25 protein-coding genes are annotated in these 26,812 nt (G+C 64.7%); 7 read left to right on the plus strand and 18 right to left on the minus strand.

All coding sequences use genetic code 11. The features are described from left to right. A partial coding sequence (locus VMR39_RS07280; protein WP_325415309.1) for a hypothetical protein occupies positions 1 to 227 on the plus strand: 227 nt, incomplete at its 5' end. A gap of 3 nt (positions 228 to 230) precedes the next feature. On the opposite strand, the gene VMR39_RS07285 is transcribed toward VMR39_RS07280, so the two are convergent. Continuing rightward, complete coding sequence (locus VMR39_RS07285; protein WP_325415331.1) at positions 231 to 1,130, minus strand: LysR family transcriptional regulator; 900 nt, start codon at positions 1,128 to 1,130, stop codon at positions 231 to 233. Positions 1,131 to 1,217: 87 nt separating this feature from the next. Between VMR39_RS07285 and VMR39_RS07290 the strand changes: the two genes are divergently transcribed. Genes VMR39_RS07290 through VMR39_RS07310 form a run of 5 tightly spaced genes read left to right on the plus strand, consistent with a single transcriptional unit; the run spans position 1,218 to position 7,129 of the window. Continuing rightward, positions 1,218 to 2,363: an isovaleryl-CoA dehydrogenase gene (locus tag VMR39_RS07290; protein WP_325415310.1), complete on the plus strand. Its 1,146-nt coding sequence runs from the start codon at positions 1,218 to 1,220 to the stop codon at positions 2,361 to 2,363. Then, on the plus strand, positions 2,360 to 3,961 hold the full coding sequence (locus VMR39_RS07295; RefSeq protein ID WP_325415311.1) for a carboxyl transferase domain-containing protein: 1,602 nt from the start codon (positions 2,360 to 2,362) through the stop codon (positions 3,959 to 3,961). Before VMR39_RS07290 ends, VMR39_RS07295 begins: the two co-directional genes overlap by 4 nt. A gap of 5 nt (positions 3,962 to 3,966) precedes the next feature. Next, on the plus strand, positions 3,967 to 5,829 hold the full coding sequence (locus tag VMR39_RS07300; protein WP_325415312.1) for an acetyl/propionyl/methylcrotonyl-CoA carboxylase subunit alpha: 1,863 nt from the start codon (positions 3,967 to 3,969) through the stop codon (positions 5,827 to 5,829). Beyond that, complete coding sequence (locus tag VMR39_RS07305; protein WP_325415313.1) at positions 5,829 to 6,293, plus strand: MaoC family dehydratase; 465 nt, start codon at positions 5,829 to 5,831, stop codon at positions 6,291 to 6,293. The genes VMR39_RS07300 and VMR39_RS07305 overlap by 1 nt, the downstream gene beginning before the upstream one ends. Next, positions 6,290 to 7,129 carry a CoA ester lyase gene (locus VMR39_RS07310; protein ID WP_325415314.1) on the plus strand — a complete coding sequence of 280 codons (840 nt, stop codon included), beginning with the start codon at positions 6,290 to 6,292 and terminating at the stop codon, positions 7,127 to 7,129. The genes VMR39_RS07305 and VMR39_RS07310 overlap by 4 nt, the downstream gene beginning before the upstream one ends. A gap of 154 nt (positions 7,130 to 7,283) precedes the next feature. Here VMR39_RS07310 and VMR39_RS07315 read toward each other — a convergent pair whose 3' ends face one another. The 3 genes from VMR39_RS07315 to VMR39_RS07325 form a co-directional block, all read right to left on the minus strand. Next, on the minus strand, positions 7,284 to 8,351 hold the full coding sequence (locus tag VMR39_RS07315) for a tartrate dehydrogenase (RefSeq protein WP_325415315.1): 1,068 nt from the start codon (positions 8,349 to 8,351) through the stop codon (positions 7,284 to 7,286). A gap of 93 nt (positions 8,352 to 8,444) precedes the next feature. Beyond that, a complete protein-coding gene (locus VMR39_RS07320; RefSeq protein ID WP_325415316.1) occupies positions 8,445 to 9,908 on the minus strand; it encodes an NAD-dependent succinate-semialdehyde dehydrogenase in 1,464 nt (487 codons plus the stop codon). Next, complete coding sequence (locus VMR39_RS07325; protein WP_325415317.1) at positions 9,905 to 10,762, minus strand: GNAT family N-acetyltransferase; 858 nt, start codon at positions 10,760 to 10,762, stop codon at positions 9,905 to 9,907. Before VMR39_RS07325 ends, VMR39_RS07320 begins: the two co-directional genes overlap by 4 nt. Before the next feature lie 205 nt (positions 10,763 to 10,967). Between VMR39_RS07325 and VMR39_RS07330 the strand changes: the two genes are divergently transcribed. Next, the gene (locus tag VMR39_RS07330; RefSeq protein ID WP_325415318.1) at positions 10,968 to 12,440 is read left to right on the plus strand and encodes an aldehyde dehydrogenase family protein; all 1,473 of its coding nucleotides are present in this window, start codon (positions 10,968 to 10,970) and stop codon (positions 12,438 to 12,440) included. A gap of 17 nt (positions 12,441 to 12,457) precedes the next feature. On the opposite strand, the gene VMR39_RS30435 is transcribed toward VMR39_RS07330, so the two are convergent. The 14 genes from VMR39_RS30435 to VMR39_RS07395 all read right to left on the minus strand — a co-directional run bounded on the left by VMR39_RS30435 (position 12,458) and on the right by VMR39_RS07395 (position 26,801). Further along, entirely contained in the window at positions 12,458 to 12,772 is a 315-nt protein-coding gene (locus VMR39_RS30435; RefSeq protein ID WP_414712470.1) for a type II toxin-antitoxin system RelE/ParE family toxin, read from the minus strand. Next, entirely contained in the window at positions 12,748 to 13,032 is a 285-nt protein-coding gene (locus VMR39_RS07335) for a type II toxin-antitoxin system ParD family antitoxin (protein ID WP_325415319.1), read from the minus strand. Before VMR39_RS07335 ends, VMR39_RS30435 begins: the two co-directional genes overlap by 25 nt. Before the next feature lie 70 nt (positions 13,033 to 13,102). Next, positions 13,103 to 14,236, minus strand: coding sequence for an FAD-binding oxidoreductase (locus VMR39_RS07340; protein WP_325415320.1), 1,134 nt, complete (start codon positions 14,234 to 14,236; stop codon positions 13,103 to 13,105). Further along, positions 14,233 to 15,606, minus strand: a complete 1,374-nt coding sequence (locus VMR39_RS07345) for an FAD/NAD(P)-binding oxidoreductase (protein WP_325415321.1) — start codon at positions 15,604 to 15,606, stop codon at positions 14,233 to 14,235. Before VMR39_RS07345 ends, VMR39_RS07340 begins: the two co-directional genes overlap by 4 nt. Next, positions 15,588 to 15,893 (minus strand): (2Fe-2S)-binding protein, encoded by a 306-nt coding sequence (locus tag VMR39_RS07350; RefSeq protein ID WP_325415322.1) that lies wholly within the window; start codon positions 15,891 to 15,893, stop codon positions 15,588 to 15,590. Before VMR39_RS07350 ends, VMR39_RS07345 begins: the two co-directional genes overlap by 19 nt. Beyond that, on the minus strand, positions 15,890 to 17,698 hold the full coding sequence (locus VMR39_RS07355; protein WP_325415323.1) for an ABC transporter ATP-binding protein: 1,809 nt from the start codon (positions 17,696 to 17,698) through the stop codon (positions 15,890 to 15,892). Before VMR39_RS07355 ends, VMR39_RS07350 begins: the two co-directional genes overlap by 4 nt. Further along, positions 17,695 to 18,522 (minus strand): ABC transporter permease, encoded by an 828-nt coding sequence (locus VMR39_RS07360; protein ID WP_325415324.1) that lies wholly within the window; start codon positions 18,520 to 18,522, stop codon positions 17,695 to 17,697. Before VMR39_RS07360 ends, VMR39_RS07355 begins: the two co-directional genes overlap by 4 nt. Continuing rightward, positions 18,519 to 19,499 (minus strand): ABC transporter permease, encoded by a 981-nt coding sequence (locus tag VMR39_RS07365; protein WP_325415325.1) that lies wholly within the window; start codon positions 19,497 to 19,499, stop codon positions 18,519 to 18,521. Before VMR39_RS07365 ends, VMR39_RS07360 begins: the two co-directional genes overlap by 4 nt. Continuing rightward, positions 19,499 to 21,040, minus strand: coding sequence for an ABC transporter substrate-binding protein (locus VMR39_RS07370; protein ID WP_325415326.1), 1,542 nt, complete (start codon positions 21,038 to 21,040; stop codon positions 19,499 to 19,501). The genes VMR39_RS07365 and VMR39_RS07370 overlap by 1 nt, the downstream gene beginning before the upstream one ends. Continuing rightward, entirely contained in the window at positions 21,040 to 22,323 is a 1,284-nt protein-coding gene (locus VMR39_RS07375; protein ID WP_325415327.1) for an FAD-binding oxidoreductase, read from the minus strand. Before VMR39_RS07375 ends, VMR39_RS07370 begins: the two co-directional genes overlap by 1 nt. A 7-nt stretch (positions 22,324 to 22,330) precedes the next feature. Next, complete coding sequence (locus VMR39_RS07380) at positions 22,331 to 22,999, minus strand: haloacid dehalogenase type II (RefSeq protein ID WP_325415328.1); 669 nt, start codon at positions 22,997 to 22,999, stop codon at positions 22,331 to 22,333. Positions 23,000 to 23,249: 250 nt separating this feature from the next. Next, positions 23,250 to 24,176: a glyoxylate/hydroxypyruvate reductase A gene (locus VMR39_RS07385; RefSeq protein ID WP_325415329.1), complete on the minus strand. Its 927-nt coding sequence runs from the start codon at positions 24,174 to 24,176 to the stop codon at positions 23,250 to 23,252. Continuing rightward, a complete protein-coding gene (locus tag VMR39_RS07390; protein ID WP_325415330.1) occupies positions 24,173 to 25,213 on the minus strand; it encodes a PepSY-associated TM helix domain-containing protein in 1,041 nt (346 codons plus the stop codon). Before VMR39_RS07390 ends, VMR39_RS07385 begins: the two co-directional genes overlap by 4 nt. 136 nt (positions 25,214 to 25,349) lie before the next feature. Next, entirely contained in the window at positions 25,350 to 26,801 is a 1,452-nt protein-coding gene (locus VMR39_RS07395; protein ID WP_325415332.1) for a TonB-dependent receptor domain-containing protein, read from the minus strand. Between the last annotated feature and the right edge of the window lie 11 nt (positions 26,802 to 26,812).

The raw sequence follows: 26,812 nt of genomic DNA on the forward strand, positions 1-26,812 counted from the left end.
TTGTGCGTCTGGAAAAGGCGATCGCCACACGACGCCCCCGCGCCGGACGGACAGGCCTACCGGCACCAACAGGTTATCTGGAATTGCGCAATTGGATGCGCAGTTCGCCCCACGCCCACTGTCCACTGTCTAAAAAATTCCAGCCACAAACCGGCGGGAGAACTTCTGCGATTCAATTTTTCGCGCAACGTCCAGTTGGTGCGGACGAAATCGGAAGTCGCGATTAACCGTTATTGCGACGGATGACCGAAGCTCGTGCCTCGTATAAACAACGCTTCCAGCCGCGTCAGCAGGGGGACGCTGTCCTTGCTCAGATGAGCGCCGTGGCGACTGAACAGGAAGCCCAGCGATCGCGTTACGGTAAACCCGGCCAGTCGCGGCCGCACGACGCCCGGATAGGCATAGCTGGCCGGCATCACCGTAAGACCAAGCCCGGCAGCGACCATTTGCAGCACACGTTCGTCATTGGTCGAGCGCAAGGCGAAGGGCGGGCGGATGCCACGTTCGATAAAATGTCGGCTCGTGTCGGCGAGCGCTTCGCAATGGCGGCGAACGATCATCGTCTCGCTCGCGATTTCCTCTGCCGAAATCTCTGCCCGGCCTGCAAGCGGATGGGACGCGCTGAGGGCGATCGCATAAAATTCCTGCACCAGAGGCTGCTCCAGAAAGCGATCGCCGCCGCGATCCGTCAGCGACAGGGCGAGATCAATCCGTCCGCGATCCAGCTTCCCGACCAGATCGCGTTCCGATCCATAGATGATCTCGATGCCGCTTCGTTCGTCAGGCGGCAGGTCGGCAATGGCTGCGGCGATCAGTTCGCCCGGTACGCTATGCAACACGCCCAACCGGCAACTCAGCAGTTTTTCGTCAAGCTCCTCGGCGATGGCACGTTGCGCCGCGTTGAACTCCGCCTCGATCCGGCGGGCATGGCCCAGCAGGCGCGTACCGGCACGCGTCAGTTGCATGCGCTGATTCGAGCGAAAGAACAGCGGCGCGCCCAGTATATTTTCAAGCTTTGCAATCCCGACCGACAGCGACGGCTGTGATATGTTGCAGTGCGTCGCCGCGCGCGAAAAACTGCCCTGATCGACGACCGCCAGAAAATAGCGCAGGAGATAGCGTTCCATTATAGACAGCATCTATAGCCGGTTGAAAAAAACTTTCAATTTTAGAATCCCGCTCGGCTTGGTATCGCTGATGCCAAAGGAGAGGCTGCCATGACCGATTTCGATTTCGCGCTGGGCGACAATGCCGACATGATCCGCGATAGCGCGGCGCGCTTTTCGACCGACAAGATCGCGCCGCTCGCTGCCGAGATCGACGATAAGGACTGGTTCCCGCGTGAACTCTGGCCGGCCATGGGTGAACTTGGGCTGCACGGCATCACCGTGCCGGAAGAGGATGGCGGTTTGGGCCTCGGCTATCTGGAACATGTCGTCGCGCAGGAAGAGGTGGCGCGCGCGTCAGCCTCGATCGGCCTCTCCTACGGAGCGCATTCCAACCTCTGCGTCAACCAGATCCGGCGCTGGGGCAACCCGCAACAGAAGGCGAAATATCTGCCCGGGCTGATTTCAGGCACGCATGTCGGCAGCCTCGCCATGTCGGAAGCGGGCGCCGGGTCCGACGTCGTGTCGATGAAGCTCAAGGCTGAGAAGAAGGGCGACCGCTACATCCTCAACGGCACGAAATTCTGGATCACCAACGCGACCTATGCCGACACGCTGGTCGTCTATGCCAAAACGGGCGAGGGGTCGAAGGGGATCACCACCTTCATCATCGAAAAGGACATGAAGGGCTTTTCGATCGGGCAGAAGATCGCCAAGGTCGGCATGCGCGGATCGCCCACCGCCGAGCTGGTGTTCGAGGATTGCGAAGTCCCGCAGGACAATATCATGGGTCCGCTGGACGGCGGCGTCGGCGTGCTGATGTCGGGCCTCGATTATGAGCGTACGGTGCTGTCGGGCATCCAGCTCGGCATCATGCAGGCCTGTCTCGATGTCGTGCTGCCCTATGTCCGCGAGCGCCGGCAGTTCGGCAAGCCGATCGGCGCCTTCCAGTTGATGCAGGCGAAGGTGGCCGACATGTATGTCGCGCTCAATTCGGCGCGTGCCTATGTCTATGCCGTCGCCAGGGCGTGCGATGCGGGCAAGACGACGCGTTTCGATGCGGCCGGCGCGATTTTGCTGGCGTCGGAAAATGCGATGAAGACAGCGCTGGAAGCGGTGCAGGCGCTGGGCGGCGCGGGCTACACCAAGGACTGGCCGGTGGAGCGCTACATGCGCGACGCCAAGCTGCTCGATATTGGCGCGGGTACCAACGAGATCCGGCGGATGCTGATCGGCCGGGAGTTGATCGGGGCATGAGCGCGCCGATATTCGACACAAAGCTGTCGACGGGCAGCGAGGCTTTTCGCGCCAATGCGGCGCATAATCACGCGCTGGCCGAGGAACTGCGGAGCAAGGTCGCCAAGGCCGCCGAAGGCGGATCGCATCGCGCGCGGGACAAGCATGTGGCGCGCGGCAAGCTGCTGCCCCGCGACCGGGTGGAGCGGCTGCTCGATCCAGGCTCGCCGTTCATGGAAATCGGGCAACTGGCCGCCAATGGCCTGTATAATGACGAGGTGCCTGGCGCGGGTATCATCGCCGGTATCGGTCGGGTGGCGGGACGGCAGGTGATGATCGCCTGCAACGACGCGACGGTGAAGGGCGGCACCTATTATCCCCTGACCGTGAAGAAGCATCTTCGGGCGCAGGAAATCGCGCTCGAAAACCGGTTGCCCTGCATCTATCTGGTCGACAGTGGCGGCGCGAACCTGCCCAATCAGGCGGAGGTGTTCCCCGACCGCGAGCATTTCGGGCGCATCTTCTATAATCAGGCGAACATGTCGGCGCGGGGCATCCCGCAGATCGCGTGCGTCATGGGATCCTGCACCGCCGGTGGCGCCTATGTGCCGGCGATGTCCGACGAAACGGTGATCGTCCGCAACCAGGGCACGATCTTCCTTGCCGGGCCGCCGCTGGTGCAGGCGGCGACGGGCGAGGTGATTTCCGCCGAGGATCTGGGCGGCGGCGACCTCCATGGACGCAAGTCCGGCGTGGTCGACCATGTCGCGGAAAATGACGAGCATGCGCTCTCGATCGTGCGCGATATCGTCTCGACGCTGCAACCCGACCGACAGCCTGACCTCAATCTGCGCGAACCGCGTCCGCCCAAATATGACCCGCAGGAACTGTACGGCATCATTCCGCAGGATGTCCGCGCGCCATATGATGTGCGCGAAGTCATCGCGCGGATCGTCGACGGCAGCGCGTTTCACGAGTTCAAGGCGCTTTACGGCACCACATTGGTTTGCGGCTTCGCCCATATCTGGGGAATGCCGGTCGCGATCCTCGCCAACAACGGCGTGCTGTTCAGTGAAAGCGCGATCAAGGGTGCGCATTTCATCGAACTGGCCTGCCAGCGGCGCATTCCGCTGCTGTTCCTCCAGAATATCTCCGGCTTCATGGTCGGCGGCAAATATGAGGCGGAGGGGATCGCCAAGAATGGCGCGAAGCTGGTGACGGCGGTGGCGACGGCCAGCGTGCCAAAGATCACCGTGCTGATCGGCGGCAGCTTCGGCGCAGGCAATTACGGCATGTGCGGCCGCGCCTATCAGCCGCGCTTCCTCTTCACCTGGCCCAACAGCCGCATCTCGGTGATGGGCGGGGAGCAAGCCGCGTCGGTGCTGGCGACCGTCCATCGGGACGCCGCGAACTGGACGCCGGAGGAGGCGGAGGCCTTCAAGGCGCCGATCCGCCAGAAATATGAGGATGAAGGCAATCCCTATCATGCCACCGCGCGCCTGTGGGACGATGGTATCATCGATCCCGCCCAGACCCGCGACGTGCTGGGTCTCGCCTTTGCCGCCACGCTGAATGCGCCGGTCGCCGACCATCCGCAGTTCGGCATTTTCAGGATGTGAGGCCCATGATCCAGTCCCTCCTAATCGCCAATCGTGGCGAAATCGCCTGCCGGGTCATCAGGACCGCCCGTCGCATGGGCATCCGCACGGTTGCCGTCTATTCCGACGCCGACGCCGACGCGCTGCATGTCCGCTCGGCCGACGAAGCCGTCCGTATCGGCCCCTCGCCAGTGCGCGAATCCTATCTGGTCGGTGAAAGGATCATCGCCGCTGCCAAGGAAACCGGAGCGCAGGCCATCCATCCCGGTTATGGCTTCCTGTCCGAAAATGCGGCGTTCGCGCAGGCGGTGCAGGACGCCGGATTGATCTGGGTCGGCCCCAATCCGTCCTCCATCACCGCCATGGGCCTGAAAGATGCCGCCAAGAAGCTGATGCAGGATGCCGGGGTTCCGACCACGCCCGGTTATCTGGGCGAAGACCAATCGCCGGAGCGGCTGAAGGCGGAGGCCGACGCGATCGGCTATCCCGTGCTCATCAAGGCGGTTGCGGGCGGCGGCGGCAAGGGCATGCGCAAGGTCGATGCGGAAGCCGATTTTGCCGATGCGCTGCTGTCCTGCCAGCGCGAGGCTGCGTCCAGCTTCGGCAATGATCAGGTGCTGCTGGAAAAATGGGTCACGAACCCGCGCCATATCGAAGTGCAGGTGTTCGGCGACACGCACGGCAATGTCGTTCATCTTTTCGAACGGGACTGCTCGCTCCAGCGCCGTCACCAGAAGGTGATCGAGGAAGCGCCCGCGCCGGGCATGGACGCGGAAACGCGGGCGGCGGTGTGTCAGGCGGCGGTCAATGCGGCGCGGGCGGTCGACTATGTCGGCGCGGGCACGATCGAGTTCATCGCCGACGGCTCCGACGGGCTGCGCGCCGACCGCATCTGGTTCATGGAGATGAACACCCGGCTTCAGGTCGAACATCCCGTCACGGAGGAGATCACCGGCCAGGATCTGGTCGAATGGCAGTTGCGCGTGGCGAGTGGTGAACCGCTGCCGAAAAAGCAGGATGAACTGTCGATCAACGGCTGGGCGATGGAAGCGCGTCTCTATGCCGAAGATCCGGTGAAGGGCTTCCTGCCATCGATCGGCACGCTGGACGTGTTTCAGCTTGGGGAGAGCGAGCTGGGGAAGGGCTGCCGCATCGATACCGGGGTCAGCCAAGGCGCTGAAATCTCGCCCTTCTACGATCCGATGATCGCCAAGGTCATTGCCCATGGCCCGACCCGCGAAGCCGCCCGCAATAAGCTGGAACAGACGCTGGACGACACCGCCATCTGGCCGCTCAAGACCAATGCGGCCTTTCTGGTGAAAGCGCTGGATCATCCCGACTTCGTCGCCGCGCGGCTCGACACCGGGTTGATCGGTCGAGAGGGTGACGTGTTGATGCCGCCCGCCCATCCTGACGACGATGCGTTGGCAGAAGCCGCCGCCCGCCTGTCACAGGGGGGGGCGCTGGCGGGCTTCCGCCTCAACGCGCCGATGCGCGGCGAAAACGTGTTCCTGATCGACGGCGAGAAGATCAGCATCCGCTTCGACCCGCGTGAGGGGGTGGACGATAGGCCGCAGGATGATGTGCTGGTGGCGCAGGGCGGACAGGTCTGGCGCCTGATGCCATGGCGCGCGGGCGGGGCTGGGGGCGCGGATGCATCCGACGGCAGCATCCTGTCGCCCATGCCGGGCCGCATCATCGCCGTGTCGGTCGCGGCGGGCGAGCGTGTGACCAAGGGACAGAAGTTGCTGACGCTGGAGGCGATGAAGATGGAGCATAGCCTGGTCGCGCCGTTCGACGGGATCATCGCCGAACTCAACGCCGATCAGGGCAATCAGGTGAGCGAGGGCGCGCTGCTGGTGAAGATCGAAAAGGGGGAGGCGGCCTGATGGCGGGCAAGTTTTTCGACCAGTGGACGATCGGCGAAACGCTGACTCATGACATCCGCCGGACGGTGACGGAGACGGACAATCTCCTCTTCTCGACGATGACCCATAATCCGCAGCCGCTGCACATCGATGCCGAAGCGGCCAAGGCCAGCGAGTTCGGGCAGATCCTCGTCAACGGCACCTTCACATTTTCGCTGATGGTCGGCCTGTCGGTCGGCGACACGACGCTGGGCACGCTGGTCGCCAATCTGGGTTATGACAAGCTGGTCATGCCCCGGCCGGTGTTCATCGGCGATACCCTGCGCGCCGAGACCGAAGTGACAGACCTCAAGCCCAGCAAGTCCCGCCCCGGAGCGGGCATCGTCACCTTCACCCATCGCCTCATCAACCAGCGCGATGAGATCGTGTGCCAGTGCCTGCGCATGGCGCTGATCCAGGGCTGCCCAAAGGAAACGGATGCATGAGCCTGCGGTCGCTGCTGTTCGTGCCGGCCGACCGGCCGGAGCGTTTCGCCAAGGCGGCGGCAAGCGGCGCAGATGCCCTGATCCTCGATCTGGAGGATAGCGTCGCGCCGGAAAAGAAGGATGCAGGCCGGGCCGCCATTGCCGAATGGCTGGCGGGGGATCGGCCGGTCACGACCTTCGTGCGGATCAATCCGCTGGATGGTGGGCTGACGGCGGCAGATCTGGCGGCGGTGCTGCCGGGCAAGCCCGATGGCCTGGTGCTGCCCAAGGCGGAAGGCGCGGCAAGCGTCGATGCTTTGCTGGCGATGCTGGGCGGCGTGCGACTTCCCATCCTGCCGATCGCCACCGAAACCCCGGCGGCGATCTTCCAACTGGGCAGCTATGGCGCGGTCGGGCCGCATCTGGCAGGCCTTACCTGGGGGGCGGAGGATCTTCCCGCCGCCATCGGCGCGGCCACCTCGCGCGAGGCCGACGGCAGCTATACGCCGCCCTACGAGATGGTGCGCGGCCTGACCCTGTTCGGCGCCCATGCGGCCGGCGTGGCGGCGATCGAGACGGTGTTCCCGCGCATCGATGCCCCCGACGCGCTCGACGCCTATGTGGCACGGGCGCGACGCGACGGCTTTACCGGCATGATGGCGATCCACCCGGCGCAGATCGCGATCATCAATCGCGGTTTTACGCCGACCGCCGATGACATCGCGCATGCCCGCGCCGTGGTCGAGGCCTTCGCCGCCAATCCCGGCGTCGGTGCATTGAAACTGGACGGCAGGATGATCGACCGTCCTCATCTGGTGCAGGCGCAGCGCATTCTTGCTGTCGGGACACCTCGCTGAGGCCAAGGGATGTCCTATCCGTCAAGTTTCTGCTAAAGTCGCGATCGACGGCCGGCCTGCTTTTCGATAGGAACAGGCCGGCGCAATAAAATGTCGAAATCAGCGGGAAATGTGCGAAGTTAAACGGCGCATTTCCTATCGGGCCTATCTCCTGTCAGGCCAGCGCCTCCGCGATCGCCTTGCCGCATTGCTCGGTGTTCGCCTTGCCCTTGAGGTCGCCGGTGCGCAGGCCGGGTTCCGCCAGCACCGTCTCGACCGCGCGCATGATCGCGGCGGCGGCTTCCGCCTCGCCCAGATGTTCCAGCATCATCGCCGCCGACCAGATCTGGCCGACCGGATTGGCGATGCCCTTGCCCGCAATATCAGGCGCCGACCCATGCACCGGCTCGAACAGCGACGGCGCGGTGCGGTCCGGGTTGATATTGCCCGACGGCGCGACGCCGATGGTGCCGGTGCAGGCCGGACCCAGGTCGGAGAGAATGTCGCCGAACAGGTTGGACGCCACTACCACGTCGAAGCGATCGGGGTTCAGCACGAACTGCGCGGTCAATATGTCGATATGATATTTGTCATGGGTGACGGTCGGATAGTTTTTCGCCATCTCTTCCACCCGCTCGTCCCACCAGGGCATGGTGATGGCGATGCCGTTGGACTTGGTGGCCGACGTGACATGCTTGCGGTCGCGCGTCGCCGCCAGCTCGAACGCATAGCGCAGCACGCGGTCCGTGCCATGCCGGGTCATCACCGTTTCCTGAATGACGACTTCGCGCGGCGTGCCGGGGAACATCTTGCCGCCGACCGAGCTATATTCGCCCTCGGTATTCTCGCGTACCACCCAGAAGTCGATGTCGCCCGGTTCGCGCCCCGCTAGAGGGCAGGGGACGCCCGGCATCAGCCGCACCGGGCGCAAATTGACATATTGATCATATTCGCGCCGGAACTGGAGCAGCGACCCCCAGAGCGAGACATGATCGGGCACCGTATCGGGCCAGCCCACCGCGCCGAAGAAGATCGCGTCGGGATTGCCGATCCGTTCCTTCCAGTCGTCCGGCATCATCTGGCCGTGTTTGGCATAATAGTCGCAGCAGGCGAAATCCTGCCATGTCTGCTCGATCGAAAAGCCATAGAGGCTTGCCGCGCGCTCCAGCACGCGAATGCCCTCGGGCATGACTTCCTTGCCGATGCCGTCGCCGGGGATGACGGAGATGGAATAGCTACGCACGATAAATCTCCCGTTCGCGCTGAGCCTGTCGAAGCGCTTTTCTTCCTTGAAAATCGGGGCTTCGACCGGCTCAGCCCGAACAGCCAGCGGGGACTACAGCTTCAGCCCCGCAATATGGAACGCCTTGGTTTCCAGATATTCCTCGATTCCCGCATGTGCGCCTTCGCGGCCCAGCCCCGACATCTTGACCCCGCCGAAAGGCGCGACCTCCATCGCGATCGATCCGCTGTTGAGTGCGACCATGCCCGCCTCCAGCCGCTCCGCCACGCGGAAGGCCCGATGCAGATTTTCGGTGTAGAAATAGCTGGCCAGGCCATAGCTGGTGGCATTGGCCAGCTCGATCCCTTCCTCCTCATGCGTGAAGCGGAACAGGGGCGCGACCGGGCCGAACGTCTCTTCCCCGGCCAGCTTCATGTCGCGCGTCGCGCCGGTCAGCACCACCGGCGTCGCGAACCGCTCGCCGGTCGCGCCGTCGGGCGCCTGCGCGAAGAGTTTCGCGCCATGGGCCAGTGCATCATCGATATGCGCCTTCACCTTGTCGACGGCGGCGGCGTTGATCAGCGGGCCGATCGTGCTGCCCGCCTGATTGCCCGGCGCGACCTTCAGCGCGGACACGGCCTTGGCCAGCTTCTCGGCGAAAGCATCGTAGACGCCATCCTGGACCAATATGCGGTTGGCGCAAACGCAGGTCTGCCCCGCATTGCGGAACTTGCTGACCATGGCGCTGGCGACGGCGATGTCCAGATCGGCATCGTCGAACACGATCAGCGGCGCATTGCCGCCCAGTTCCAGACTGAGTCGCTTGATGGTGGGTGCGCTCTGCTCCATCAGCAGCGCGCCCACGCGGGTCGATCCGGTGAAGGACAGTTTCCGTACCACCGGGCTGGCCGTCAGCGCGCGGCCGATCGCGGTGGGCGTCCCCGTCACGATGCTGAATACGCCCACCGGGAAGCCTGCTTCTTCCGCCAGCCTGGCCAGCGCCAGTGCGGTAAAGGGCGTCAGTTCGGACGGCTTCACCACGACCGGACATCCTGCTGCCAAAGCAGGCGCGCATTTGCGCGTGATCATCGCCGCCGGGAAATTCCAGGGCGTGATCGCCGCCGACACGCCGACCGGTTCCTTCATGATGAGGATACGGCGATTGGCCTCCGGTGCGGGCGCCATCCCGCCGTCGATCCGCCGCGCTTCCTCGGCAAACCATTTGATGAAGCTCGCCGCATAGCGGATCTCGCCCTCGGCCTCGGCGATCGGCTTGCCCTGCTCGGCGGTCATGATCCGGCCAAGGTCGCTGAGATTTTCCAGCACCAGCGCATGCCAGCGTTCCAGCAGCGCGGCCCGCTCCCCCGCGGTTTTGGCACGCCACGCCGGCCAGGCCGCCTCTGCCGCATTGATCGCCGCCTGCGTCTCCGCCTCGCCGCAATCGGGCACGCTACCGATGATCGCCCCGGTCGCGGGATCGTCGACCGGCACGGTCTTGCCCGACGCTGCGCCGACCCATTGGCCGCCGATAAAGGCCTGTTCGATGAAAAGGGCGGGGTTGTTGAGGGAGAGGGTCATCCGAGCGCCTGCGTCGTGAGGGAGAAGGTCGTTACCGAATGATCGAGCGGCGGCAAAGGTCCACGCACCATGCGCATCACCCGGCCGACGCAGGGCAGGCCCAGATCGTCCAGCCAGGCGCCAAGCCCGCTTTCCTCCGGTATGTCGAGCCGGCAGAACATGCCTGCATTGGACCCCAGCCAGTGGGAAATCAGGGCCTTCGCTCCGCCCGTATCGGGCGCGATCGTCGGCCCGACGACATAGCCGCGCCCGAAGCGGCGGAACAGGGCGAAGCCGACGGGTTCGTTGCTGCGTGTCAGCACCACGCCCTGCGCGCCCGGCACCAGCGCGTCGAGCAGCGCGGCGCGATCCATGCCGGTCGCCCGCTTCGCCAGATCGTGCAGCGTGCCCATATCCTTCGCGCCCAGCGGCCGCACTCGCTCATCGGGGATCAGTTCCGCCATCGGTACGGAGAACGCCGCGCCCTGATGCTGGAATACCGGCCCGACGGGTTCGAACCCCATCTTGCGATAGAGCGGCGCGCCTTCGTCGGTCGCGTTGAGCAGCACGGTGCGGTCGCCCAGATCGTGGAGCACGGCGTCCATCAACCGCCGGCCGATGCCCATGCCCTGCGTGCGGGGCGACACGATCACCATGCCCAGCGTCGCGCCATCCGCGCCATAGAGCCATGCCATGGCCGTACCGATGACCTCTTCGCCTCGTGTCGCCACATACCCAAAGCCGAGGCCAAGGAGTATCTCCCAATCCTCGATACGGTGGGGCCATTTCTGCTCGCTCGAAAGATCGTGGGCGGCAGCCAGATCCGCAGGCGTCATGCGCCGCAGTTCCACCATCGCCTCTATGTCTGTCGCCATGCCTCTTGCTCCTTGGCGGGGTAGGGGGGCGCCCGCCGGGGTTGATAGGAATCAGTGGGCGGACATTAGGAGGCCGCGCCAAGCATTGGCTGCTGCCTTCGCAATATTTTTGGAAGATTATCGCGCGGGTTTTCCTTTGCAACTGCAACAAATGCCGCCGCGCGACCCTATTCTGTCGCGCAGTCCGTACAAGGAGATATATGCCGTGACCGGTTTCGACCCCGATCAGATCAGCCTGCCCAAGGCTAATAATTTCATCGGCGGGCGCCGGGTCGAAGGGCGTGGGGCCGCGATCACCGTGCGCCGCCCTTCGGACGGTCGGGTTCAGGCGGACCTCGACAGCGTCGACGCGGACCAACTGGCGCAGGCGGTCGAAAACGCCCAGTCCGCATACAAGAGCAGCGGCTGGGCGCAGACCGACCCGCGTGGCCGCATGAAGGTCTTGCGTCGCTGGGCCGACCTGATCGAAGCCGATGCCGCGACGCTTGCTCCGCTCGAAGCGCTGGGATCGACCCGCACGATCAACGAGATCAACGGTTGGGATCTGAGCTACGCCGCCGAGACGATCCGCTTCTTCGCGGAATGGACGGACAAGGTCGGCGGTGAGGTCGCGGCGACCACGCCCGACAAGCTGGGCCTCACCATTACCGAACCCTATGGTGTCGTCGCCGCGATCGCGCCGTGGAACCTGCCGCTGGTCATGGCCGGCTGGAAGATCGCCCCCGCCATCGCCGCAGGCAATTCGGTTGTCCTCAAACCGTCGGAAATGACGCCCTTCAGCATCGTGCGCCTGGCCGAACTGGCGGTCGAGGCGGGGCTGCCTGCGGGCGTGTTCAACATCGTCCAGGGCGATGGCCGATCGGTCGGCGATCCGCTGGTGCGCCGCCCCGAAGTCGCGAAAGTCACCTTCACCGGATCGACCACCACGGGGGCTGCGATCATGGCCGCCTGCGCCCAGACCGGACCAAAGCCCGTGACGCTCGAATTGGGCGGCAAGAGTCCGCAAATCATCTTCGCCGATGCCGGTATCGACAAGGCGGCAGCGATCGTCGCGCGCGCCATCACGCTCAACGCCGGACAGGTCTGCGTCGCCGGATCGCGCCTGCTGGTGCAGGAAAAGGTCGCCGATCAGGTGATCGATCGCATCCTCGCCGCCTTCGCCGCACATCGCGCCGGCCCGACTTGGGCGGTCGATACGACGCTGGGACCGATCATTTCCGAAGGCCAGCTCGACCGGATCGACGGCATCGTCAAGCGCGCCGTGGTTGACGATGCGGAAGTGCTGGCCGGTGGCGGCCGCGCCACCGCGCCGCAGGAAGGCAGCTATTTCGCGCCGACACTGCTCGCCAATGTCGATCAGCGCAGTGAGGTCGTACAGGGCGAAATCTTCGGTCCCGTCCTCACCGTCCAGACCTTCGCCGACGAGGACGAAGCCTATGCCCTCGCCAATGACAGCGCCTATGGCCTCGCCGCCGGCGTTCACACAGGCGATGTGGCCAGGGCGCTCCGCGCGACCCGTTCGCTGGAGGCCGGCACCGTCTGGGTCAACCGCTATGGCCGCAGCAACGACTTTATCCTGCCGACTGGCGGGTACAAGCAATCGGGCATCGGCAAGGATCTGGGCCGCGAAGCCTATATGGCGAACCTCAAGACCAAGACCGCACTGATAGAGTTCTGACCGCTCATGGCCGAGTGTCAGGCAAATCCATCGCCTGCGGCAAGGGCATCAAGATCGCGCGCGCCATGCAGGACGCGTACGATCACAATGTCCGTGCCGGAAAATTGATAATAGGCCGCATAGCGTCCATGCACCAGCGCCCTGAGATCTGCCGCGAGATGATCGCGGGACGGAGCCGATAAGGGAAAGTGCTGCAATCGGGCAAAGGCGGATTGCAGCGACTGGACAAAGCGGGTTGCCTGCTCTTCCGACGCTTCTGTCGCGATGTGAAACCAGATTTCGGCCAGGTCGGCTTCCGCCGTATCGGTCAGGCGGAGCGGGTATCGGCTAATAGCGCCCTCCCGCGTGCGGCGATCGCGTCGGCGTCGAAATCCCTGACACGGCCGGCGGCCATATCGGCCAGACCCTTGTCGATGTCACGCCGCAGCGCTTCCAGGTGCTGAACCTGCTGGCTGCGCTTCGCCTTCAGATCGCGGATCGCTTCCCGCACGACTTCGCTGGTCGACGCATAATCGCCCGTTTCAACGATGCTTTTGACGAAAGCCGCCATTTCGGCGGGCATGGTCACGGTCATCCGCTCGATGGTGGACATGGGTGCATTCTCCTCACAAATCCTATTTTATCATATTTGTGAGGAGATGTAAGGCTGGTGATGGGGCGGATCAGGTCGCCCCGAACCGCGCGATCCTATATGGCTCCATCGGGATATCCGTCGCGCCTTTCGCGATGATCTCCGCCATCGTCTCGCCCACGCCTGGCCCGATCTGGAAGCCCGACCCGGAAAAGCCGAAGGCATAATAAAGCCCGCTGGTCGTCGCGCTCGGCCCCATCACCGGCTGGCTGTCGGGCATATAGCCCTCAATCCCGGACCAGACGCGGATGATGTTGAGCTTGCCCAGTTGCGGGGCCAGCCGGCGGATCTGCTTCAGCTGGCTCAGCGTGTTCTGGGGCAGCACATAGGCGCGATACTCGTCGGGATAGGATGGCCCCCGCGTGCTGCCGCCCAGCACGATATTGCCGCGCGCCACCTGGCGGAAATAGACAGTTTCCTCCTCCAGCGGCGTCATCACCCCGACGGCGGGATGGATCGCATAGGGCACCGGCTCGGTCACGCTCATGTTCGGCCCGCGCGGCACGATCGGCACCGGCTCGCCAAATTGCGACGACAGGGCGTTGCCCCAGGCGCCTGCGGTTATCAGCAGGATCGGCGCGCGGAAGGTCCGCCCGTCGGCCGCCGTGACGATGAAATCCTCGCCGACCTTCTGTGCGTCGATAATCTTCGTATTCTCATGGACGATCGCGCCCAGCGTCTGCGCCGCGCGGGCGAAGGCGGGGGCAGCGAGGCGCGGATTGGCATGGCCGTCGGTCGCCGAATAGGAACCCGCCAGCACGTCCGGCCCGAAGAAGGGGAATTTGTCGCGCAGCGCATTGCCGCTCAGCAGTTCGAGGTCCAGCCCCTCCAGCCGTGCTTGCGCGGCATAGTCCTCCATCGCGCCGACCAGTTCGGGCCGCTCGCGATAGCAGGCGCGGATATGCCCCGACTGGAGATATTCCACATCCGCGCCCAGCAGTTCGCGCGACTTGCGCCAGATCGCGATCGCGCGGTTAGCCAGCGGCAATTGATGGATGGCGCGGCCCTGCCGCCGTACATTGCCGAAATTGGTGCCGCTCGCCTGCCGCCCGATCAGGTCAGTTTCCAGCAAAGTGACCGAAATTCCATGCCCGCGCAGGAACAAAGCGGCGGACGAACCCATCAGCCCGCCACCCACGATGATGACGTCGCTTGCCCCGCTCATTCTTCGTTTCCGATCGCGATCGTCAACGGTTTGACCGGCGCCTGTCCGCGCAGGCGGCCGACTTGCTCCACGGGCAAGCCCGCCTCGGCCGCGATCAGTTCGGCAGCGGCCAGCCCGCAATAGCGCCCCTGGCATCGGCCCATGCCGACACGGCTGAACGCCTTGGCCCGGTTCGCTTCCTTGGCGCCCGTCTCGCGCATCACTGCGCGCAAATCGCCCGCCGTCACGCCTTCGCAGCGGCAGAGGATCGCTTCATCGGGCAGGGCGGCGGCCTGCGCCGCAGGCCATGGGAAAGCCTTGGCCAGCCCCCGCGCGAACTGTGCATAGGTCGCCACGTCGCCGCGCAGGCTCGTCATCTCGCCCTCGTCCACCGGCAGGCCCAGATCGCCCAAAGCCGCGAGCGCCGCCAATTTACCGCTCGCCTCGGCCGATCGCGCGCCTAAAATCTTCGCGCCGTCGCCCGCCAGATAGATCCCCGCCACGCTCGCCCGCCCGTCGCCGTCGCGTTCGGGTAGCCACTGCCGGGTGAGCGGATCGAAGGCAAAGGCACAGCGCGCCAGATCGGCCAGCTGCGTCTCGGGCCGCAGATGATAGCCCATCGCCACCGCGTCGCAGTCGATCTGCTGCTCTTTGCCGCTGCCGTCACGATAGCGGATGCCGCTGACGCCCGTATCTGCATCACCGACGATCTCCAGCGGCGTCACGCCATGCTGGATGATCACCCCGGCGCGCTTCAGCGCCCGCGTCAGCTTGACGCCATTCCACAGCACCGACGGTACCGCCATCAGGTCCGGCATCGCCTTCACCCGTGCCGAGAAGGGCGACGTATCCAGCACTGCGGCCACCTGCGCGCCCGCCTCGACATATTGGCTGGCGACCAGATAGAGCAGCGGTCCCGATCCCATGAACACTACGCGATGCCCGATCGACACCGCCTGGCTCTTGAGCGCCACCTGCGCCCCGCCCAGACTATAGGCGCCGGCATAATTCCAGCCCTTGACCGGCATCAACCGGTCGGTCGCCCCGGTGCAGAGCAGCAGCGCGTCGAACGGCAGCGCATCCTGCCTTGTTCCATTCGCCGTCCAGACATGCCGGTCGGCAATGTTCCAGACGAGCGTTTCGGGGCAATAGTCGATCCGATCCAGGATCGCGTCGAACGCGGCATGCACCTCCTGCGCCCGGCCCGCCTCGGTGCCGTAGAGCTTTTCATAGGGTCGGGTGAAATGTTCCGGCTGGCGGCGATAGATCTGCCCGCCGTCGCGGCGTCCTTCGTCGACGACGGTCGGCCGCAGCCCCGCCGCGACGCAGGCTTCTGCCGCGCGCGTGCCGGCCGGGCCGGCGCCGACGATAATTATCCTTGGCTCGACCATGACGCCTCCGGCTGACTGGTGACGATGCGCTGGCCCGATGCGGCGAGCGTGGAACAGGCCCGCAGCCGGTCGCCATTTTCGGTCCAGACCCAGCAATCCTGGCATGCGCCCATCAGGCAGAAGCCCGCGCGCTTTTCGGGTCCGAATTCGCTCTGGCGCAGCGTGCCGCCACTGGCGAGCAGCGCGACCATCAGCGTGTCTCCCTCCAGCGCTTCGACTGCGTGGCCGTCGACATGCAGGGAGAGGGCAGGGCGGTCGGTTTCGCCCAGTCGAACGAACCGGCTCATGACGCGATCAAACCTTTGTCTCCATGGTGGCACAGGATGCGGCTGCCCTTGTCCAGCGGATGGCGGGGCGGCGGCGTGATGTTGCAGAGGCCGTCCACGCGCGCGGCGCAGCGCGGCAGGAAGCGGCACAGGTCGGGATGGTCGCCGGCCGCGCCGACCGGCGGCGGCTTGCGCCCTGCATGGCTTTCCTCCAGCCAGCCCGCGCGCATTTCCGGCACCGACCCGATCAGCAGGTCGGTATAGGGATGGAAGGGCGCGCTCTGGAACGCGGTGCGCGGCCCCATCTCGACCATCGTCCCCGAATAGAGGACGAGAATATCGTCGCAGATCGCCCGCACCGTCGAAATGTCATGGCTGATGAACATGGTCGCGATCCCCAATTCACGCCGCAGATCCGCCATAAGGTCTAGGATCGCCGCGCCGACCACCGTATCGAGCGCCGACGTCACCTCGTCGCATAGGATCAGCTGCGGATCGGCCGCCAGCGCGCGGGCCAGATTGACGCGCTGCTTCTGCCCGCCCGACAGCCCGCCGATATTGCGGTCGATCAGATTCACCGGCAGGCGAATAAGGTCCAGCAGTTCCAGAACCCGCATATGCGCCGCATTGCCCTTGAGGCCATGATAGAAGGTCAGCGGACGTTCCAATATCTGCCCGACGCTATGCGCGGGATTGAGCGCCGTGTCGGCATTCTGGAACACCAGCTGCACCCGGCGGAATTGTTCGCGGCTCCGCCCCGCCAGCCCCGGCGGCAACGGCTCCCCGTCCAGCAGCACCTGCCCGCTCGCCGGTGGCAGCAACCCGGCGATGACGCGGGCGATGGTCGATTTGCCCGACCCGGATTCGCCGATCACGCCCAAGGTCGCGCCGCGCTCGATCGTCAGGTTGATGTCGCGCAGCACCGGCACACGCGGCCGGCCATCCTTGCCGATCTTGCCATAGCCCGCCGTGACGCCCCGGATTTCGAGCAGGGGCGCGGACGGCAGGTCGATCTGCTGCGGCATCGGCCGGATCGCCGGGCGCGCCGCCGCCATCAGGGTCTTGGTATATTCGTCCGTCGGCTGGTGCAGCACCTGATCCGCCGCGCCCGCTTCGCGAATGCGCCCCTGATTGAGTACGACGATCTTGTCCGCCATCTGCGCCACCACCGCCAGGTCGTGCGACACATAGACGGCGGTAGCGCCGCGCTCCAGCACCACCGCCTTGAACGCGCGCAGCACCTCGATCTGCGTCGTCACGTCCAGCGCCGTGGTCGGTTCGTCCAATATGACCAGTTCGGGATCGGTGATCAGCGCCATCGCCGCCATCAGCCGCTGCAACTGGCCGCCAGACAGCTGGTGCGGATAGCGCGATCCGATCGTGTCGGGGAAGGGCAGGGCCAGCGCCCGGAACAGCTCGACGGCCTTCGCCTCCGCCTTGTCGCGCGACATCAGGTCGTGGATCAACGCCGGCTCGACTACCTGGTCCATGATCGTGCGCGACGGGTTGAAGGCGGAGGCTGCGCTCTGCGCGATATAGGCGATGCGGTTGCCGCGCAGCTGCGCCAATCTCCTGGCATCCATGCGCGTGATCTCGGCATCCCCGACGCGGATCGATCCGCCTGCGATCGTCGCGCCCGGCCGGGCATGGCCCAGCAGGGTCAGCGCGATCGTCGTCTTGCCCGACCCCGATTCTCCGATAAGCGCAAGCACTTCGCCGCGCTTCAGGGCGAAATCGATGCCGCTGACGATCGGGAAGCTCTCGCCCCTGGCGTTGCGCGCGGTGACGCACAGGTCTTTCACCTCGACATGGAAGGCGTCACTCATTTGCGCTTCCCCCGGCCCGGAAGGGCGTCGATCAGCAAATTTACCCCCACCGTCAGAGTCGCGATCGCGACGGCCGGCGCCAGGATGGCGAGCGCCCCTTCGCCCAGCCCCGAAATATTCTCGCGCACCAGCGATCCCAGATCGGCGTCTGGCGGCTGCACGCCAAGGCCAAGGAAGGAGAGGCCCGACAGCAGCAGCACGATGAACACGAAGCGCAGACCGAAATCGGCGAGCAGCGGATGGATCATATTGGGCAGTATTTCGGCGATGGCGATATGGAAGCGCCCTTCCCCGCGCGCCTTTGCCACCTGCACATAGTCCATCTGCGCGAGGTTCACCGCCAGCGCGCGGGCGATGCGGTAATTGCCAGGGACGTAAGTGATCGCCGCGATCAGCAGCAACAGCGGCAGCGACGATCCGAACGCCGCCACCAACACCAGCGAGAAGATTTTCGACGGGATGGAGATCAGCATGTCCATGAAACGCGACAGCGGTTCATCGACCCTGGGACCGCCCACGGCGGCGGTCAGCGCCAGCGCCGTGCCTGTCGCGCTCGCCAGCAAGGCGGCGGCAGCGGCCAGCGCCACCGTATAGCGCGCGCCCCACAGCAACCGGCTCAGCACGTCGCGGCCCAGATAGTCGCTGCCCAGCCAGTGCTCGCCCGACGATCCGTCGAACACGTCAAAGGCGACGAAGGCGCCGACCGGATAGGGCGCCAGCATCGGCCCGAGCAGCGCAGCCAAGATCCAGAACAGGACCAGTGTCAGGCCGATCTTGCCCGACAGCGGCAGGGCCATCGCCCCCTTGATCGACCGGGCCATCATTGTGCGCGCAGCCTCGGATTGGCGAGGATCGCAGTCACATCCGCGATCAGCATCAGGATCAGATAGGCTGCGCAGAAGATCATCGCGCAGGCCTGGAGCAGCGGCATGTCGCGGCTGGTGACGGCATTGACCATCAGGCTGGCAAGCCCCGGATAGTTGAAGATGGTTTCCACGATCACCGCCCCGCCCAGCAGGTAGGACAGGCTGAGCGCCATGGCGTTGACGATCGGCGCGATCGCGTTGGGCATGATGTGCTTCAGGACGATCTGCACCGGCGCGACGCCCTTCAGCAGTGCCATCTCGACATAGGGCCGGTCCATCTGGTCGATCACCGCCGCCCGCGTCATCCGCGCCATCTGGGCGATGACGACGATGCTGAGGCACAGGATCGGCATGGCCGCGCCGCGCAGATAATCGCCCCAGCTCATCTCGTCGGAAACAAGCGCGATCGACGGCAGCCAGCGTAGTTTGACAGAAAAGACCAGTACGGCGATCGTCGCCACCAGAAATTCCGGCACCGCCACCATCGACAAAGTGCTGATGTTGAGCGCCCGGTCGAGCCGTCCGCCCCGGTTCATTGCCGATCCGATGCCGATCGCCAGCGCCACCGGCACCGCCACCAGCGCCGTCAACGCGGCGAGTAGCAGGCTGTTGGGCAGGCGGCTGGAAATGACTTCGGACACGGGCATGCTGGCGACCAGAGACTGGCCCGGATCGCCGCTCACCATCCCCGTCAGCCAGGTGGCGTAGCGAACCGGCGCGGGCCGATCGAGGCCCATCTCATGTCGCAGCGACGCTACCTGTTCCGCCGTGGCGCTCTGGCCCAACGCTTCCTGCGCGGCGTCGCCCGGCAGCAGTTGCGCAATGACGAAGATCGTCACCGACACCAGGAACAGCGTCAGTAGCGACGAGGCAAGTCGCTTGCCGATCAGGACGAGCGCGGCCCTCGCGCCGCTGGAAGTAGAAGCGCCCGCCATCAGCCTTCCCACCAGACATGCTCAGCGAATTGATAACCCATCAGTCCGCCCAGCGACACTGGCCGCAGTCCCTTCAGCCGCCGGTCATAGCCGTCGATCAGGCTGATGAAGACCGGAATGCCGACCCCGCAATGATGGTGGACCAGCTCCTGCATTTCTCCATAAAGCTGCTTGCGCCGCGCCTGATCGGCCTCGCCGCGCGCCTCCAGCAGCAGTCGGTCGAAACGCGGATTCTTCCATCCGCTCTCGTTCCAGGCCGCATCGGACTTGTAGAAGAGGCTGAACAGCAGGTCGGCGGTCGGGCGCGGATTGGTGTTGCCGAAGCCCAGCGGATGCTTCATCCAGTGGGTCGACCAATAGCCATCGGCCGGCACCCGGTTGACTGCCAGATTGAGGCCCACGCGCGACCCATATTCCTGGAGGATCGACGCCATGTCGACCGATCCGTCCGCCGCCGGCGAGGCATAGACCGGCAGTCGCACGCCAGATAGGCCCGCGCGTTGCAAATGCCAGCGCGCCTTGTCCAGATCCAGCGCCGTCTGCGGCAGATCCTTGCGATAATAGGGATGGAAGGGCGGGATCGGCTGGTCGTTGGCGATCGTCGCATAGCCGCGATAGAGCGCCCGCTTGATCAGCGGCCGGTCGAACAGATATTTCATCGCCGCGACGAAATGGGCGTTGCCGGTCGGCAACTGGTCCTGCCGCATGATGAGGTTGGTGTAGAGACCCGACTGCGTTTCCAGCAGCGCATGGCCGCGCGACGCCATGATCCGCCTGGTCGATCGCGGATTGACCGCGATCACCAGCTGCACGTCGCCCGACAGTAGCGCATTGACCCGGCTCACCTCGTCGGGAATGCCGATCAGCTCGATCTCGTCCAGCCAGGCCTTGCCCGATTTCCAGTAATCGGGGTTGCGCCGCACCAGCGTTCGTACGCCCGGCCGGAACTGGCTGATCATATAGGGGCCGGTGCCATTGGCGGTGCGGAAATCCTTGGTTCCCGCGCGCAGGATCAGGAAATGGGACTGAGCGAGAATGGCGGGCAGGTCGGCATTGGGGCCGGTCAGGCGGATGACGACATCCTGCTTCCCCGCCGCCCTGACCTCGGCGAACTGTTCTGCGATAGTGGCCAGCTTCGATCCGACCGCAGGGTCTTTATGCCGCAGCAGCGACCAGACGACGTCTTCGCTCGTCAGGCTTGCGCCGTCATGGAAGGTCACGCTCTTGCGCAGCTTGATGTGCCAGACCGTCTGGTCGTTGCTTACGATCCTTTCGGCCAGGGCCGGGCGGGCGATCAGGTCGCCGCCCATCTCGGTCAGCCCGTTATAGAGCATGTAATGGCGCACATAGTCGGTCGACAGCGCGCCCTTGGCCGGATCGAGTGTGTCGGCGGTCGAACTGGACAGGCTGGCGACGCGGATGCGTCCGCCGCGACGGGGCTTGCGCGCGGCCAGAGCATTGTCAGGCAGTAGCAGCCCGGCCCCAAGGCCCAGCCCCGCACCGATCAGCCCACGCCGCGAAAGGGCAGACATATCGTCCATCAATGGATCAGATCCTGCCATTTGTACCACAGACCCACCATCGGCAGAAACCAGGGCTTGCCGAAATGACCGGGCACGCTCGGCCAGTCCAGCCCGGCCCAGGGATTGGCACGCGTATCGCCGCCCATGATCCGCGCCATCGCCTGCCCCATATAGGTCGCCATCTGCACGCCATGGCCGCTATAGCCCATCGCATAGAACATCCCGTCCTGCTCGCCCGCGCGCGGCAGGCGGTCGGCGGTCAGGTCGACCATCCCGCCCCAGACATGGCTGACGCCCAAGCCCTTCAAGGCCGGGAAGATGTCCCCCATCACCTGTTCCAGGATGCGCCCGCTCTTGAGGTCCGAGCGTGGATCGCTGATCGCGAAGCGCGCCCGCCCGCCGAAGATCAGGCGGTTGTCCGGCGCCAGGCGGAAATAATTGCCGATATTCTTGCTGGTCACATAATTGCGCCGGTTGGGCAGCAACTCGGCGATCAGCGCATCGTCGAGCGGGTCGGTGGCAATGATGAAGCTGCCGACCGACACGATCCGCCGCCTGAAGAAGCCGAACGGTGCCGCCGCCGGCGCGCCGCCGGTCGCGACCAATATCTGTGACGCCGTGACCGATCCCTTGGGCGTCGTCACCTTCCAGCCGCTTGCCGCTCGATCCATGCCCGTGACTTGGGCGTTCTCGAATATCCGCGCGCCCGCCCGAGCCGCCGCTTCGGCCAGTCCGACGCCGAAGCGCGCCGGATGCAGTTGTGCGCTGGTCGTCTGGATGAGCGCGCCATGAAAGGCATCCGATCCTACCTCTTCGCGGATGCGTTCCGGCGGCACTAGCCGGACATTCTCATCGACTTCTGCCGCCAGCAGATCGTGGGCTCGGACCAGTTTGTCATAATGCGCCGGTTTCGCCGCCAGCTTCACGCGGCCGCAGCGACGGAAGGCGCAATCAATGCCTTCCTCCGCCGCGATCCGTTCGACCAGATCCACCGCGTCGCAATGGGCGCGATAATAGGCCTTGGCCACGTCCTTGCCGAAACGCGCGGACAGCGCGCCATAATCATGGGCCGTGCCATTGTTGCACTGACCCCCATTGCGTCCCGAAGCCTCTCCGGCCACCCGCCCCTGCTCCAGCAGCATGACGTTGGCGCCTTGTTTCGCCAGTGCGAGCGCCGCCGACAGGCCGGTGAACCCCCCGCCAATGATGGCGACGTCCACCTTGCCCTCGACGCCGCCCTGCGCCCCGCCGGCGAAGGCGGGGGCAGTGGCCAGCCAGTAGGAGAGGGAGGGAGCCGTCATGGCGCTCTTACAGCCCCACCACCGCCGGCAGCGCGCCGATATGGGGGATTTCGACATCGCGATAGAAGGCGTTGGACGGTTCATGCCCGCGGCCCACGAACACGCGGCAACCGAAATGCAGGTCGGTGGCCGTATTCTGGTCGTAACGGAAGCTGGACGATACGTGCATCATCTCTTCGGGCTTCGCGCCCAGCTGGTCGAACATATATTCGAACGCCTGCATCCGCGGCTTGTAGGCTTGCGCCATCTGGGCGGTGTAGACCGCGTGGAAGGGCGCGCCCAGCATGCCGACATTATGATGGATCTGGTCGTTCATCGCATTGGACAGGATGACGAGCGGGATCTTGTCGCCGATCTTGCTGAGGCCGCCCGGCACATCGTCATGCGGACCCCAGGTCGGCACGGCGGCATAGACCGCATCGGCGTCTGCCGCGCGATACTCCACGCCCCAGCGCTTGCAGGTGCGGGCCAGCGAATTGCGGATGATCTCCTGATAGGGTTCCCATGGACCCATCACCTGGTCGAAGCGGTAGGCGCTCCAGTCCTTGCAGAAGGCGGGCAGGTCTTCGGCCGCAACGCGATCGGCCATGAAGGCGGTTGCCATCTCGGTCATGCGGAAACGGGTCAGCGTGCCATAGCAGTCGAAACTGATATATTTGGGCCGGAAATTGGGCATCGACGGATCGTCCTTTGCAGATTCTGCGATTGGCTTGGGAAGCCGTGTGAAGCTAATCAGTTCATGGGCATTACGACATGGCAAAGCCGGAACATGCGCCCGATATCTTCGGGTCGGGACGCAGATTCGCGACTTTATCGCGATCCTTTCGGCATAGTTTGCCGCGCTCCGGGGAAGGCCGCAATCGGGGCATCCGGGCAAGGACGCGACGGTTGAAGAGAGGCTGTCGACGGCATGGAATGTCGGACTTTCAATAGCCCCTGTTCCGTGCGACCTCGCCGTCCATTGCCTCCCCCGCCTCATACCGCCGGATATTGGCGATCAGTACTCGCGCGGCGCTGTCTGCGCGGGTCATGCTTGCGACGTGCGGGGTGATGACGATGCGCGGATGCGCCCAGAACGGGTGATCGGCGGGCAGCGGTTCGGGTTCGGTGACATCAAGAAACGCACCGGAAAGATGGTGATCGTCGAGCAGCGACAGCAGATCCTGCTCCACCAGATGTCCACCCCGTCCGGCATTGATGAGGGCTGCGCCGGAGGGTAGGTGCGACAGGGTTTTCCGGCACAAAATGCCGCGCGTTTCATCGGTCAGCGGCAGCAGGCAAATCAGGATATCGCAGGTTGCCAGAAAATCGTGCAGCGCGGTTTCCCCGGCATGGCAGGTCACGCCCTCGATATCATGGGGCGATCGGCTCCATCCCGACAGGGGGAAACCGAAGGGCTTGAGCGCCTTCAAGACCGCCTGACCCAGATTGCCGAGGCCCATGACGCCGACCCGCCGCTCGCCTGCGGGCTTGAGCTTGATCGGTGCCCAGCGTGCATCTTTCTGCGCCTCGCGATAGTCGATCAGGTTCCGGTGCAGAGACAGCACCGCCAACGTGACATATTCGACCATGCCCGCCGCGATGCCCGGTTCGATCATGCGGACCACGCGGACATGGGGCGGCAGAGCGCTCATGTCGAACTGGTCGATCCCCGCGCCGATCGAGAAGAGGATTTCCAGATTGGGCAGGCTGGCGATCAGTTCGGCAGACGGCGCCCATGCGGCGAGGTAGCGGATCGTGGCGGGATCATGCGGCTGCGACGGATCGAAGAAGCCGATGTCGCTCGCTTCCGCCGCGAAAATCGCGCGCCAGATGCGGCCGCGTTCCGGATCGGATGTGTAGAGCAGGGTCATGCAGTTACCTTTCGGGCGGGGCGGCGACGCTGGGCGGCAGCCTGCCACCACATGATCGGCCCGGAAAGCGCGAGTGTTGCGAGGGCAAGCGCGACAACCAGCAGCAGCGCCGGCCCGATCGGGCCGATCACGTTGCCGGCATGGATGGGCAGGACGATCATCCACAGCGCGCCATTCTGTTCGGCGTGGACTGCGCTGACGATATGCGGCTGCGGGATGGTGACGATCGCGCGATGCACCGCGCGGCTGTTGCGCTCGGGCGCGTTGAAATTGACGATCAGACGGTCGCCATCGATCCGGAAGTCGCGCAGGCTTTTGTCGGGAAAAGCGCTTTGCGCCAGCGTCAGGCTGCGGTCGATCGCTGCGGCGGGCGCGGCGACTGGCGCTGCCGTCGCACTGCCGTCGGCGATTTCGGGCAGCACCAGCAGCAGGCCAGTAAGCGCGAGCAGCGCCAGGAAAGCAGCCGCCACGACGCCGATGGTCCGATGCGCCTGCCGCAACACCAGTCGCGGGGATAGCGTCCAGCGGATCGTCAGCGCCTTGCCCGGATTACGCTTGGGCCACCAGAAGGCGAGGCCGCTTACCGCCATTGCCAGCAGGGCCAGCGCGTTCAGCGCGACGATCGTCATGCCGGCCTTGCCCGCGATCAGCCGATAATGGATCTGCAACGCAGCCTCGACGGGGAAATGCGCCAGGCTGCCGGCGCGCAGCACGCGGCCGCCGACCGGATCGATCGAGGCATAGCGCGTCCGTCCGCCATCGTCGCTCAACTGCGCGAACCAGGTCGCGCCTACAGCATCCGGTGCAAAGAGGCGGGTCACATGATAGCCGGGCAGGGCATGGATCGCCTGCTCCACAGCGCGCCCGGCGGAGCAGCCTGAGCCGGTCCCCCGGCTCGTCATGCCGGCTGGGTCGATCATCCGCGCGGCCGGTCCGCGATAGAGCAGCAATGCACCGGTCAGCGCCTGAACCAGCAGGAACGCCGCCATGGCAAGGCCAAGAATCCGGTGAATGCGGAGCCATGTCGCGCGGGTCATGCGGCGCCTCTTGCTGTCCAAAAGAAAAGACCGCCGGCATCCCCAGTACTTGGAGGCCCAGAGCTTGGAGGCCCCGAGCTTGGAGAAAGGGATGCCGGCGGCCGGGGTCGGGGCGGGCGCGCCCCGACCTATGCCATCAGAAGTTGAAGCTCGCGCGGACGGTGAACGAGCGCGGCGTGCCGGGCTGGATCCACAGCGCCGAATAGGAGCTGGCATAATATTTCTTGTTGAACAGGTTGTTCACGTCCGCCGACAGTTTGATCTGTTTGGTAATGTTGAACGATCCCAGCACCTTGGCGATGGTGTAGCTCGGCAGGAAGAAGGTCGTTGCCGTCTCGCCCAGGCGACGGCCCACATGGGTCACGCCCGCGCCCAGCATTGCCTCATGATCGCCGATCGAGAAATTCTTGAACAGCAGGGCGTTGCCCTGATGCTTGGGAATGTTGATCAGGGGGTCGCCCTTGCGGATCGGTGCCGCAAAATTGGGATCGAGCGCGTTCGTGGCCCAGCCTGCGTCGGTGTAGGCATAGGTCAGGAATAGTTCGAACCCGGCCGGCAGCTTGGCGTTGACGTCGAATTCCACGCCCTTGCTGTCGGCCGATCCCACCGGCTTGGAAAAGCCCGCATTGACAGGGTCGGTGGTCAGCACATTGTCCTTCTTCATCTTGTAGAGCGACAGGGTACTGGTCAGGCGACCGTCAGTCGTCACGAACTTTGCGCCGACTTCGTAGGATTTGCTGGTTTCCGGCGCGAACGGCTGGCCATCGAAGCCTACGCCGCTGTTGGGGCGGAATCCCTTGCCGTAGCTGGCATAGAAAGACAGGCTGCTGGTCGGTTCGAACACCAGGCCGGCCATCGGGCTGAACTTGGTATAGGATGCGCGCGGATTGGTACCGTTCAGGCGCAGGTCGATATCCTGCGAGAAATCATCATAGCGCCCGCCGAAGCGTATCTTGAACTGCTCCGTGATCTCGATCTGGTCCTGGGCGTAGACGCCCCAGGCCTTCTGGATCTCGGTCGCATTCTGGATGACCGTGGTGGGCGTCGGCGCAACGATGTCGTAATTCGGTTCGAAGATATCGATCGAATAGGACTGGTCTGTCGCACTCGGACGATAGCGGGTCTGGAAGGTGTTGATCTTGAACTTGTCCCAGTCCGCGCCGATGCGAATATTGTGGACGATCGACCCGGTTTCCAACTTGCCGCTGATTTCGCCACGGAACACCATATGGGTGGTGCTATAGTCGCGATAGCGTCGCTGGCGCGACAGGGTACGACCGTCATTGTCGAGCTGCTGGCGGCTCAGCACCAGCTCGGGGTCGCTCGAAAAGCCTTCGAATGTGGTGCGGTAGGGGTACATGCCAAATTCCGGAATGGTATTGCCCCAGATCGAATAGACCTTCTTTCGGAATGCGGCTGCAACGTGCATCAGCCCAGTGTCGTGTGTAAACACGATCAATGCCTTTTGGATTAAGGAAGCCGATTGGTTGAAATTGTATTTGCCGCAAGCATTCAAAATCTGCGTGTTGCCTAATGCATTGCGGATCGCTTCGCCCGCTTCAAAATCCTCCGGTCCGCCCAGCAGAATGACAGGATGGT

Origin of the sequence: Sphingobium sp. (genome assembly GCF_035511395.1) — a bacterium.
Taxonomy (GTDB): domain Bacteria; phylum Pseudomonadota; class Alphaproteobacteria; order Sphingomonadales; family Sphingomonadaceae; genus Sphingobium.